Source organism: Stutzerimonas kunmingensis, assembly GCF_032106285.1.
GTDB classification, from domain to species: Bacteria; Pseudomonadota; Gammaproteobacteria; order Pseudomonadales; family Pseudomonadaceae; genus Stutzerimonas; species Stutzerimonas kunmingensis_B.
Genome location: NZ_DAMCPO010000006.1, coordinates 117545 through 130054, shown reverse-complemented (window position 1 = coordinate 130054; position 12510 = coordinate 117545). Strand labels below are relative to the sequence as shown.

9 protein-coding genes are annotated in these 12510 nt (G+C 66.2%); 3 read left to right on the top strand and 6 right to left on the bottom strand.

What is annotated here, in order from left to right; genetic code table 11:
* Nucleotides 1-4: 4 nt before the first annotated feature.
* The 6 genes from RT582_RS07015 to RT582_RS06990 form a co-directional block, all read right to left on the bottom strand.
* A complete protein-coding gene (locus RT582_RS07015) occupies nt 5-1966 on the bottom strand; it encodes a PhoX family protein (protein ID WP_313477005.1) in 1962 nt (653 codons plus the stop codon).
* A gap of 28 nt (nt 1967-1994) precedes the next feature.
* The gene (locus RT582_RS07010; protein WP_090519823.1) at nt 1995-2822 is read right to left on the bottom strand and encodes an energy transducer TonB; all 828 of its coding nucleotides are present in this window, start codon (nt 2820-2822) and stop codon (nt 1995-1997) included.
* Nucleotides 2822-3283, bottom strand: coding sequence for a protein TolR (tolR, locus tag RT582_RS07005; RefSeq protein WP_102841229.1), 462 nt, complete (start codon nt 3281-3283; stop codon nt 2822-2824). Before tolR ends, RT582_RS07010 begins: the two co-directional genes overlap by 1 nt.
* A gap of 11 nt (nt 3284-3294) precedes the next feature.
* Nucleotides 3295-4008, bottom strand: coding sequence for a protein TolQ (gene tolQ, locus RT582_RS07000; RefSeq protein ID WP_313477004.1), 714 nt, complete (start codon nt 4006-4008; stop codon nt 3295-3297).
* Nucleotides 4009-4077: 69 nt separating this feature from the next.
* A complete protein-coding gene (locus RT582_RS06995) occupies nt 4078-5994 on the bottom strand; it encodes a phytase (RefSeq protein ID WP_313477003.1) in 1917 nt (638 codons plus the stop codon).
* Between the two features lie 75 nt (nt 5995-6069).
* Nucleotides 6070-8553 (bottom strand): TonB-dependent receptor, encoded by a 2484-nt coding sequence (locus RT582_RS06990; protein ID WP_313477002.1) that lies wholly within the window; start codon nt 8551-8553, stop codon nt 6070-6072.
* A 1033-nt stretch (nt 8554-9586) separates the two neighbouring features.
* Between RT582_RS06990 and RT582_RS06985 the strand changes: the two genes are divergently transcribed.
* Genes RT582_RS06985 through RT582_RS06975 form a run of 3 tightly spaced genes read left to right on the top strand, consistent with a single transcriptional unit; the run spans nt 9587 to nt 12494 of the window.
* Nucleotides 9587-10501 (top strand): GGDEF domain-containing protein, encoded by a 915-nt coding sequence (locus RT582_RS06985; RefSeq protein WP_313477001.1) that lies wholly within the window; start codon nt 9587-9589, stop codon nt 10499-10501.
* Between the two features lie 7 nt (nt 10502-10508).
* The gene (locus RT582_RS06980) at nt 10509-11546 is read left to right on the top strand and encodes an AraC family transcriptional regulator (RefSeq protein WP_278412658.1); all 1038 of its coding nucleotides are present in this window, start codon (nt 10509-10511) and stop codon (nt 11544-11546) included.
* 45 nt (nt 11547-11591) lie between these two features.
* Complete coding sequence (locus RT582_RS06975; protein ID WP_313477000.1) at nt 11592-12494, top strand: LysR family transcriptional regulator; 903 nt, start codon at nt 11592-11594, stop codon at nt 12492-12494.
* Nucleotides 12495-12510 lie beyond the last annotated feature (16 nt).

Sequence of the window (12510 nt, the reverse complement as noted above, 5' to 3'; positions counted from 1 at the left end):
ATCGTCAGCTGCCGATCACACCGCCGTCGTCCTTGGTGATCAGCACCGTGGACGAGCGCGGGCGTGACTGGCCGTCGCTGGCCGGAAAGCTCAGCCCCGGGTGCTGCACGTTGATCCACATGGCACGGTAGTCCGGGCTCCAGGTGATACCGGTGATCTCGCAGCCCCGTGGCCCGACCAGGAAACGCCGCACCTCGCGCGTTTTCGGGTCGGCGCAGAGCAGCTGATTGGTGCCCATGGCCTGCATCACCGATTCGTCATCGTCGAAATCGGTTTCGATCCACAAGCGCCCGTCACGATCGAAGGCCAGCCCGTCCGGCGAGGAAAAGCAGTCGCCGTCGATCGTGCCGATCAGGTTGGCGGCAACCGGCTGGCCCTGGGCATCGCGCGCTCCGCGACGCTCGCCGGCGAGCAGGAAGACTTCCCACAGGAAACGGGTCGCCGTCGGGTCGCCGCCCTCCTCCTGCCAGCGCAGGATCTGCCCGTGCAGGTTGTTCGGTCGCGGATTGGCCTTGTCCAGCGGCTGCTTGGTGCCGCGCGCGTCATTGTTGGTCAGGGTGACGTAGACCTCGCGGGTATCGGGATGCACCGCGACCCACTCCGGCCGGTCCATCGGCGTCGCGCCGGCGCGGTCGGCGGCGGCGCGGGCGTTGAGCAGCACCTCGGCCTGGCTGGGGAAGCCGTTTTCCGCGGTCAGGCCATGCTCGCCGTGCACCAGCGCCAGCCACTGGCCACTGCCGTCGGCATCGAAACGCGCGACATACAAGGTGCCCTCATCCAGCAAGCGGCGGTTGGCCGCGTCCGCACCGGGCACGAAACGGCCGCTGGGAACGAACTTGTAGACGTACTCGCCCTTGGTGTCGTCGCCCGAGTAGAACGCCATGCGCCCGTCCTCGCCCAGCGACAGCACCGAGCACTCGCGGCAGTAGCGGCCGAAGGCGGTGCGCTTGACCGGCGCGCTCTGCGGGTCGAACGGATCGACCTCCACCACCCAGCCGAACCGGTGCGGCTCGTTGACGAAGCCGCCATGGGGTTGGCCTGCCTGCGGCGTGGCATCGAAACGCGGATCGACCGTGCCCCAGCCGTAGAGCTTGCTCATGCCGCTGCCGGCGATGCCGTAGCGGTTGTGCGAGACGCGCGCGGCAAGGTCGTCGGCGTCGTGGTTGACGAAGTAGTTGTGCCAGTTCTCCTCGCAGACCAGATAGGTGCCCCAGGGCGTGAAGCCGCTGGAGCAGTTGTTCAGCGTGCCGAGCACCGTGTTTCCTTCCGGGTCGTCCATGGTCTGCATCGCTGCATGGCCGGCCAGCGGCCCGGCAATGGCCATCGGCGTCATGCCGGAAATGCGGCGGTTGTAGGGTGAATCCATCACCCGCTGCCATTCACCCTGCGCATCCTTGCGCACCTCGATGACACTCAGGCCATGGGCCGCCTGCTCCTTGCGCACCTGTTCCAGCGGGCGGCGGCCATCGACCACTGCGATGCCTTCTGGATGCAGCGTCGGGTTGACGTACTCGTGGTTGATGGCCAGCAGGCCGCGGCTGTCGGGCGCGTCGGGGAACGGGAAGAAATGCATGCCGTCATGGTTGTCGCCGGCCTGCCTGAGCTGGGCTTGCCAATCGTCGCTGGCATCCGACTGCCACTCGGGTGCGTCGGCATGCACCGGATCGCCCCAGGAGAAGAACACCCGGGCGCTGTAGCCCGGCGCCACCTCGACACGGTCGAAATGCGGGTCGAGCTGGGTCGGGATACCTTCGAAGCCGAGCAGCGAATCGCCCCGGGTTGCGGCTCGCGCGCCGGCCATCCCGCCGCCGAGAAAGGCGATGCCGGCCAGGCCGAGCCCACCCTTGAGCAGCCCGCGCCGGCGCTGATCGATCGCCTGCTGCAGCGGCACGTTGCCGCTCGGATTGACCGGTTGGTCGTCATGAGCGCCCACGCTCGCGTGAAAATCGGTGAAATCCTGTTTCATCGAAAACGGTTCCTGAGTCGTAACGGCATCATTCGATGCGGTAATGGAAGGTGTTCTTTACGTCGGGCACGGCAACCGCGCGGCCTTCGACGATGCGCGGCTGGTAGCGAAAGCTCTTGGCGGCGGTGAGTGATGGGCGGATGAACAGCGGATGGCAGTCGCCGACCACTTCGGGCGAGCGCACGCGACCCTGCACATCAACCGTGTAGCTGACCGTGCAGGAACCCTGAAGCCCGGAGTCCAGCGCCCGTTGCGGGTAGACCGGCGGCTTCTTGGCAATCGGCAGGTACTGCCGGCTGGCCGCTTCGGCCGCAGCAGCCTGTCGCGCGCGCTCAGCCGCTTCCGCGCGTGCCGTTGCCTCGGCTTCGCGCGCCGCCTGCAACCGTGCCTCTTCCTGAGCCATCCGTTCCCGCTCCTGTGCCTGTTCCTGGCGGCGTTGCTCGTCGCGCTGACGCTGCTGTTCGCGCTGGCGTTCCAACTGCTCGCGCTGCTGCTTCAGCTGCTCGGCCTTGCGCTCCTCTTCGGCGCGCTTGAAGGCCAGCTCGGCCTGCTCGAGTCGCTGCTGGGCGTGGGTATCGACCTGTGGCTCGCGCGGCGGCGGTTCGACCGCGGGCTCGACGGGCGGTTCGACCGGCACTGCGCTCTCGGTTGGCGCCGGCGGCGGCAGGCTGATCAACTGGGTCTGCATCACCTGGGTGGCGACCGGCATTTCCAGCGCTGGCGACCAGCTGCCGAGCAACAGCGCGAACAGTCCGGCGTGCATCCCGAGGGTCAGCAATGCAGCCCCGGCCGGACCGATCCACTGTCGCGGGACAACTTCGCTGCCATACGCGGCGGGCGTGCTGAAGGTCATCATCACGGCTGCCCGGCTCCGGCCGGCGCCTCGGTGATCAGCCCCAGGTTGACCACCCCGCCGCGCTGCAGCTCGGCGATACCGGCGACCACGCGACCGTAGTCCGCCGCCTCGTCGGCACGGACATAGACCTGGGTGTCACCGCGCTCGGCGATGATCGCGCCGACCTTGGCCTGCAGCTCGGCCAGGTCGACGGCGCTGTCGGTCTGGTTGTCGATGTCCAGCTCGCTGCCCAGGTTCCAGTAGAAGCCGCCATCGGCCTTTACCGAGAGCGTAAGGATCTGCCGCTCGTTCTCCACCGGCAGCGCTTCGGCCGCGACCTTCGGCAGCTCGATCTTGACGCCCTGCACCAGCATCGGCGCTGTGACCATGAAGATCACCAGCAGCACCAGCATCACGTCGATGTAGGGCACCACGTTCATTTCCGCCTTGGGCCCGTGTTTGTGCTGTGGCCTGACTAGCATGGCTGTCCTCCTCAGGCGGCTGCGGCGACGTTAGGCGAAGCCGCATGCAGGCGCCGATGCAGACGCGCCCGTAGCTCGTTGCCGAAGGCGTAGTAACGGCCGACCAACGTCTGCCCACGGGCAGCGAAGCGGTTGTAGGCCATCACCGCGGGAATCGCCGCGAACAGGCCGATGGCCGTGGCGATCAGCGCTTCGGCGATGCCCGGCGCGACGGTCGAGAGCGTCGCCTGTTGCACCTGCGACAGGCCGAGGAAGGAATTCATGATTCCCCACACGGTGCCGAACAGGCCGATGTAAGGGCTGACCGAGCCGACCGTAGCGAGAAACTGCAGGCCCTTCTCCAGACGCTCCTCCTGTTCGGCGACAGCCACGTACAGGCTGCGCTCGACACCCTGCGCCACCACATCCGGCGCGATCCCCGGCTGGCGTTGCAGCTGGGCGAACTCGCCGTAACCGGCGAGGAAGATGCGCTGCAGCGCGGCCTCGTCCGGCAACGGCTGCGCCTGGCCTTCGCGATAGAGCTGGGCAAGATCGCCGCCCTGCCGGAAGCGCTGCAGGAAGCCGCGCTGCAGGCGTTCGGCGCTGCGCAACGCCACACTGCGACGGATGATCAGGTACCAGCTCGAAACCGAGGCCAGGACCAGAATCATCATCACCGCCTGGACCACGAGGCTGGCTTCGCTGATCAAACCCCAGATGGACATGTGCTCGAGAGTCGTTTGCATGAATCGTTTCCTCCTGCCCCGACTGGGGCAGCTGCTATTGGATGGCGGGTCGGTTAGCGGGCGATGACGTCAGTCCAGCCCCAGCGCATCGGCGATCGCCGACCAGGGCAGGTACTTGTAGTTCTGCGTGCCCTCGGGCATGCGCTTGCGGCCGTCCTGCACCACCAGCATTCCGCGGTTCCAGATGCCGCCGAGGTTGGCCGAGGTGACTTCCAGCCCATCGGTCTCGGACGCTCCGTCGATGCCGCGCTCGGCGTTCAGGCCGATGCGGAAGGCGCCGCGCACGGCGTAGGGGGCCTGGGCATCGAGCACCACGTAGCTGTCGTTGCCCTGGCTGGAAATCACCAGGTAGTCACCGCGCTCGCCGTGGTAGATGGCCAGACCTTCGATGTCGTCGTAGACCGGCCCGCCGACACCGATGACCTGTTCCGGCATTCCCGGCACTTCGGCGCGGGCATCGACCGCCCACACCGCGACGTCTTCCTCACCGACGAACAGCCGCTCGCTGCGGTCGTCGGCCACGCAGCCCTCGGGCTGACTGTCCAGCTTGAAGCGCCGCACCAGCTCGCCACGCGGCTGGCCGGAGCTTCCATCGAGGCGGTACTGCAGGAAGGTGCCGTCCTTGTCGTTGGCGATGGCGTAGGTAGTGCCCTGGCGATCCTGAAACATGCACAGGCCATAGATTTCGCTCAGCGGCGTGGCGACCTCACCGACATCGCGGAGCACCCCGCTCGCCCGGTCGATGGCGAACAGGTGCAGGCTGTTGTGATCGCGATTGCTGGCCACGGCCAGGTCCACGCGCTTGCTGCCGAGGCGGAAGCCGCTGCGCACATCGACGTTGTTCAGCCGGCCGGCGCGCAGGTCCTGCACCTGACGGCCGTCCAGGTCGTACACCACCAGCCCGCCCTTCTTGTCGGTGCCAAGCACGCGGCTCTGCGCCGGATCGCGCGGATGGACCCAGATCGCCGGATCATCGGCGGCATCACCCAGACTCGGCACCGGGCCGGTCTCAACTGCGGCCGGCAGGCTGACGATCGGCTCGGGCTGCGACAGCGCGGTCGGCTGCCAGTCCAGACGGGCCGACTGCAGGCCACGTTCGTCCGCCAGCAGCAGCTCGACGCCCTCGGCACCGCGGCGCGCGCTGATGCGTTCCGGTTCGTCGAAACCGTCCAGTGCGATGACCTCATCGGCTTGCCAGCCGGCTTCGTTCTGCCGGTACAGATGCAGCACCGAGGCTTCGGGATCGAGCGCCAGCAGTCCGCCCGGCACCAACGTCATGCCCGCTGCGGCATGGGCCAGGCTGCCGAAAGGCTGGCGCAAATCGACCGGCTCGCGCTGCAACGGCGCCTCGGCGTCGGCCGGGTAACGCCAAAAGCCGACGGACTCCTCGTTGACATAGAGCTGCCCACTGGCATCGTCCGTCTGGCAGAAGGCGCTTTGCGGCGGCAGGCTGAGCCCGCGCACCCGCCGCGCCTCACCGAGCAGGCGGCCCTGACTGCCGACCAGCCATTGCTCGCCGACGCCCTCCTCACCGAGCAGAAACACGAAGTCGTTGTGCGCGCTGTCGCGGTACAGGCACAGCCCCTCGATGGCGAATGCGGTGCGTGGCAGGTACAGCGGCTGGCTCCAGGCACGCGCGGCATTCAGGCCGATCAGCATCGCCTGCTGGCGCTTGCGCTCGACCGTGGCGAGCAGCAGGCCCTGGCGGTCGACGCGATGGTCCAGTCCTTCGAAGCGCCCGGCGTGGCGCGCCAGGCTGTTACCGGCGGCATCCAGCAGCTGCAGGCCCTGGTCATCGACCTGCACACGGTCGGCACCGCCCCAGGGGGTGTCGCCGCTTACCAGCTGGGCGTACTCGAGGCCGGCCAGCAGCGGTTCGCTGATGTTCAGCTGGGCCGACTTCGCCGGTGTATCTGGTTGCGTGGACTGGCAGGCCGCCAATGCGATGCACAGGCCGAGCAGCATGGTTTTGGGTAATGCGTTCATGGTGTATCCATTCAGGCTGCCGCCTGCCGGCGCCCGACCGTAAAGGGGAACGGCGGGCACCGGAGCGGCATGGGGTCAGAAGTGGGTGAGGGTCAGGCCGAGCTTGTAGGTCGGGCCGTACTCTTCGTACTGGGCGTTGTAGGCGCGGCGGCCGCTGTAGACGTAGTAGGACTCGTCCGTCAGGTTCAGCGCCTCGAAGGTCAGCTGCAGGCTCGGCGTGATGAAGTAGCCCGCCTTGAAATCGACGAACAGCTGATCGTCGACGTACAGGTCGTGCGCCTCGTCGTCGATGCCGGCCACCTCGTAGAGGTAGTCCGACTTGTAGTTCGCAGCCAGCCGCAGGTTGAGCCGGTCGTTTTCCCAGCCGAGCATCAGGTTGCCGACCGTGTCGGAGTGGTTTGGCAGGTCAATGCTGCGCTGCATGCCCTGCCCTTCGATGTCCGCGTCGGACTGGCTGAAGGTGGCGTTGGCGCCCAGCAACAGACCGTTCCACGGCGCCGGCAGCCAGTCGAGCTTCTGCGAGTAGGCCAGCTCCAGGCCGTAGAGTTTCGCGCTGCTGCCGTTCTGGAAGCTCAGCGCTTCGTCGAACCCTGCCCACTGACCGGTGCCGGCCAGGTCGGTGTTATAGATGAAGTTGTCGATGTCCTTGTAGAACAGGTAGGCGGACACCACGCCGGCGCGGCCCATGTAGTGCTCGATGCCGAGGTCGTAGTTGATCGATTCCAGCGGCTTGAGATCGGGGTTGCCGAACTCGGCGTCGTTGCCGTCGATGACGAAACCGGGCGCCAGCTGGCCGAAGGTCGGGCGCACCACGCTGTTGGTCCAGGCGGCGCGGATCAGCGTGTCGTCGGTCAGCTGGTAGCGCAGGTGCAGGCCGGGCAGCCAGTGGTGGTAGTCGTTGCTGCTGGAGATGGACTCGAATTGGTCGTCGCGCAGGCCGGTGCCCTTGGCGCGGAAGCGCGTGTCCTCGTAGCGCAGGCCGGCGATGACGCGCCAGCGGTCGATATCCACGGTGTTCATCAGGTAGGCGGCGTTGATGTCCTCGTGCATGTCGAAGTCATTGATGCGCGACTCCTCCTCATCGTAGAACTCGCTGGCATCCAGACCGCCAATCGCGCCCTCGATGGCCGAGGCGCTGATGCCCGGGCCGAAGCGGCCGAGCGCATAGTCGACGTTCCCGCCCTGGAAGTCGGCCAGGGTCAGGTCGTCGAAATCGTCGTATTTCCAGACCTCGTTATCGTTGTCCTTGTGCCGGCGGCTGAGCTTGCCGCCGAACTTGGCCTGCGCGGCGTAACCCTGGATGTCGTACTCGCGCGCCAGGTCCACGCGGATGTTCTTCTCGCGGTCGCGGGTGTCGCTTTTCTCCCACTCCACTTCATCCAGCTCGAAGGACGCCGGGTCGTAGAAGGACGAATCGATCGTCAGGCGCGGCTTGCGGCTGCTGGAAAAGCCGGCATCGGCGAAATCGCCCTCGAAGGTCGCGCTGGCGATACCGCCCGGATTGCGCTCGCGCGACTGGCTGTAACCGGCCTGCCCGCTCAGGGTCCACAGGCCCATCATGCGTTCACCACCGAACACGTAGGACTGCACGGTCTGGGTGTCCTCGCGGGACTTCAGCTCGCGCCAGCCCTCGGCGTCACCGGTCTCGCCCGGCAGCTGCGAATCCTCGAAGGCGACACCGGCGGCGTTACGCGTTTCAGTGTCCTTGAAGCGGCTGTATAGCGTGCGCAGGTAGTAGCTGCTGACATCGTCCGGCTTGTAGTCGAAGTTCAGCCCGAAGCCGGTGCGCTCGCGGGTGATCTCGTAGTCGCGCTGCTCGAGTTCTTCCAGCCGCGCGCCGTCGTCGGCGAAGTCCCACTTGCCGCCGGTCTCGACGTTGTCCGAGCCGAAGTCGCGCTCCTGCCAGCTGACGGCTGCGGCGACACCGAAGTTGTCGACGCCATCGCCCAGGCTGAAGCGGTCGCTGATGGCGCCGGAGAATTTCGGGCTGGTCTTGTCGACGTTGTCGTCATAGCTGCCCTCGCCGCTGAGGCTGTAGAACAGCCCGTCATGGTCGAAGGCCGACAGGCTCTGTACCTCGATGGTGCCGCCCAGGGAATTGGCATCCATGTCCGGCGTCAGCGTCTTGACCACCGACAGCGACTGCACAAGCTCCGATGGCAGCACGTCGAGCGCCACGGCACGGCGATCGCTCTCCGGCGATGGGACCAGGGTGCCGTTGATGGTGACGCTATTCAGATCCGGCGCGATGCCGCGCACGCTGACGAAACGCCCTTCGCCTTGGTCGCGCTCGACCGAGATGCCCGGAATGCGCTGCAGCGCCTCGGCGGCGTTGTCGTCCGGCAGCTGGCCGATGCCGTCTGCATGCACCACGCTCTTCACGCTGTCGGAATTGCGCTGGTCCTTCAGTGCTTCGTCGATGCTGACCGCCTGGCCGATGACTTCGACGTGCTCCATGACAAGCGGCCCCTCGGCCCACGCCGAACCGGCGCTGACGGCCAGGGCCAGCAGGCTGATGCGGAATCCTGCATGGCGGATGCCGCTGCGGTATGTGCTCATGAACAATCCCCCGAACGGTGTTTACCGGGTCCATCCCGGAACTGCAGCGGACGGTAGGTGGGGGATATGGCGGTTCTGTGACAGGAGGTTCGGGGAGGGCTTGGAACAGGGGGTTTTCGGGGATTTTGCGAGCGGGATTGAGCTGATATGACCTGTTTTTAGCGGTATGGATACGAGTTGCCTATCTCAGACACGCTGGGATCAAGTTGTGGGGACCAACCCATTTTTCGGGAGGTCCGATCCATCTGTTTCGCGCTGCTGCGCGAGTTCCTTTTGGCAGTCGCCCGGATGGCCGGCCCCGCCAAAAGGAACCAAAAAGTCTTGCCCCTACATCCGGGTCTCGCTACGCGAGACTTCCCTCATTCCACCGCTTCTCCGAGGGTCACCGTGCAAGGGCCATCCATGGCCCTTTACGGGGGGACGCCTAGTTCTCTCGCGGCATCCATGCCGCTCGCTCCCCTACGCAACGATTCCATTCGGCCTCCTGAAAGGGGCATTCGGTATTGCCTGGTGGTCTGTGCAAGTACATGCAGAGCTACCCCCTTTGGGGTGGACAGCGCCTAGAAATGCTTCACCTACGTAACGCAGAGCTCCAAAGCACGGCTCTTATGCTCGTAGGACCGCTCATTGTTCTGCTTGCACTGCCTCCCAGGCGACATCCAATCGCCCCTTCAGAAGGGTGAACGGAGCCGTCGTGCAGAGGGCGAGCGGCATGGATGCCGCGAGAGCCGTAAAGGGCCATGGATGGCCCTTGTACGGCGACCCTCGGAACGGCGGCGTAGAGAACGAACCCCGGCGCAGCCGGGGCCGGATGCAGGGGCAAGCGTTTTTGCCTACTTTTTCCGCGACTGGAAAAAGTAGGTCGCCCAGCAGGGCGAAACCCAGCTATCAAGCAACTCCCTAATTCGTCTGACGCCCCAAAAGATTAAAAACCCCCTGAGCCAATTCAACCCCCACCCCATTCATCCAACCGTCACATCCATCTGTTTCCGTGCCCTCACGCACTGGCGCGAATCCTCGCCACGGAGACCCGATGAAATCCCTCCTCAAACTCCACACCCTCACCCTCCTCGGCCTCGCCCTGGCCGCCAACGTCGGCCTGCAGCTGCTCCTCGCCGTCGGCCAGCTCAAATCCTGGGGCGAGATCGACTGGATGGACGTGGTCGGCGAAGGCGGTTGCGCCGCCCTCGCCCTCGCCTGGCTGATCATGCTGCTGCACAGCCGCCCGGCCGGCCGGGTGACGCGGTTGCTGGCGCTGGGGCTGGCCTGCATCTGCTTTTCCTGGTGGATGGACCTGCTCGATGAGTTCATCCAGATCCCCGCCAACATCGCCTGGGACAATTGGCTGGAAACCGCGCCCATGCCGGTCGGCCTGATCCTGCTGACCTTCGGCATCTACCACCTGAACCAGGAACAGCGCGCCATCAACGCGCAGATGCACAAGCGCGAGCGACTGTTTCGCGAGCATCGCCTGTTCGACAACCTGACCCCGCTTGGCACTGCCGAGTACCTGCGTCGGCAATTGGACTCGGCCCTGCGCCAGGCCGCCGACGGGCAAAGGCCGCTGTCGCTGCTGGCGGTGGATCTCGACGAGTTCAGTCGGGTCAACCAGCGCTACGGCCAGGAAGAAGGCGACCTCGTGTTGCAGGCCGTGGCGCAGTTGCTGGTGCTCAACCTGCGCCATCAGGACCTGCTCTGCCGCCTCGCCGGGGATCGCTTCGTCGTGCTGCTGCCCGATACCGCCGAGCAACAGGCGCGGCCGCTCGCCGAGGAGTTGCAGACCGCCGTCGCCAGCCTCGCGCACAAGACGCGCCAGCACGGCGAACGCCTGCATCTGCGCGCCAGTACCGCAGTGGTAATGGCCTTCGACGACGATGCCGAGCAGTTGCTCAAACGCCTCAACCTCGGTTTGGCCAAGGCCAAGCAGTCACTGCCACGCTGCGCCTGAGGCGACCATGGAAAGCCCGCTACGCTGGTACGAATGGGACACCCGCTTCATCGCCGCGCACCACCAGCCGGCGGTGTTGCTCGATCTGGCGCTCTCGCGCGGTATCGACAGCCATGCGCTGCTGCGCGGCAGCGGGCTGTTCTACGAGGACGTCGCCAGCGGCCGCGCCCGCGTCAGCCCGGAGCAGCTGCTGACGCTCATCGGCAACACCGAACGCTTGTTAGGTGCTGCGGACAGCAGCTTTCTGTTCGGCCAGCGCTTGCTGCCCGGGCACTACGGCGATGCCAGCCTTGCCTTGGCCAACGCCGGCAACCTCGAACAGGCGCTGGAGCGGCTTTGCCAGTTCCGCGCCCTGCTCTGCCCGCTGCTGGCGCCAAGGCTGCTGCTGGATGAACAGCAGCTGCACATCTACTGGCTGGACAACGGCAGCGCCGGCCGCCACCAACGGTTTCTCATCGAGGCGCATCTGACCGCCATCGTCGCGCTGTGCAAGCGCGGCAGCGGTCTGCGCCTGCCGTGGCGCTTCCAGTTCGCCTACCCGCAGCCGCGCCATGTCGAGCAGTACTGGGTGCACCTGGGTGACGCGCTGCAGTTCGACCGCCACCTGACCCTGCTCAGCCTGCCTCGCGAGTACCTGCATCAGCCCTGGCCGGATGCTTCGGCCACGGTAGGCCAGGTCGCGCAGCAGGCCAGCCAGCAGCAGATCGATGCGCTGGAAGGCCCCTGTGCGTTTCTCGATGCGTTCTACCAATACCTGCATGACAACATCCGCGAGCCGCTGAACCTGGAGCGCGTCGCGCTGGCGTTCGCCATGAGCCCGGCGACGCTCAAGCGCAAGCTGGCCAAGCACGGCACGCACTTTCAGGAACAGCTCGATCTGGTGCGCACGCACGTCGCGCTCTACCTCTATCAGGCCCGCGGCCTCGGCAATGAGGCCGTGGCGCGGCACCTCGGCTTCAACGACACCACCAACTTCCGCCGCGCCTTCAAACGCTGGACCGGCGTGGTGCCCAGCGGGCTGCAGCCGCTGTTCGACGCCCCCTGACGGCGTGCTAAGGTGCCGTCCGCATTACCTTCGAGGCGAGCGGGCATGGATATCAAGCAGCTGAAGTTTCTCGTGGCGCTGGATGAAACACGTCATTTTGGTCAGGCGGCGGCGCGCTGCCATGTCACCCAGCCGACGCTGTCGATGCGCCTGCGCGGCCTGGAAGACGAACTCGGCCTGCAACTGGTAATCCGCAGCCAGCGCTTCGAAGGCTTCACCGCCGAAGGCGAACGCATCCTGGCCTGGGCGCGCAGCCTGCTCGCCGCACAGGACGGTCTGCTGGCCGAAGCCGCCTCCTGCCGTGGCCAGCTGGTCGGCACCTTGCGCCTGGGCGTGGTGCCGCTGGCCGGTTTCGACCCGATGCAATTGGTGCAGGCCTTCGGCGAGCGCCACCCGAATCTGCGCTTCGAGTTGTTCGCGTTGAGCAGCGATCAGATTCTCGAACGGCTCAATCGCAATCTGCTGGACCTGGGCCTGTCCTATCTGGAGCGGCTGGATGACGCGCACTTCACCAGCCTGCCGCTCGGCGGAACCCGCATGGGGCTGTTGCATGACGAGCGCCATTTTCGCTTCGACGCGCCATCGCTGCGCTGGGAAGCGCTCGCCGATCTTCCGCTAGGTCTTTTGACCGGCGGCATGCACTTTCGCCAGTCCATCGACCACGCACTGCGTAGCCGTGGCCTGAGCCTGGCACCGCGGCTGCAGACGGATGCCGTGCACCATCTGCTGCAGGCCGTAGGGGCCGGACTGTGTTGCGCAATCATGCCGCTGGATAGCGGCCTCGAAGCACTGGATAGCCGGCTGACGCTGACGCCTATCGACAATGCCAGCACTCTGGCGCCGCTGGGGCTGATCCTGCGGCGCGACTCGCCGCGATCCGCACTGGGCGAGGCCTGTTTCAACGAGGCCCGCGAACTGTTGCAGCGGCAAAAAAACGACATCACCTGACGGGCGATCGATACGC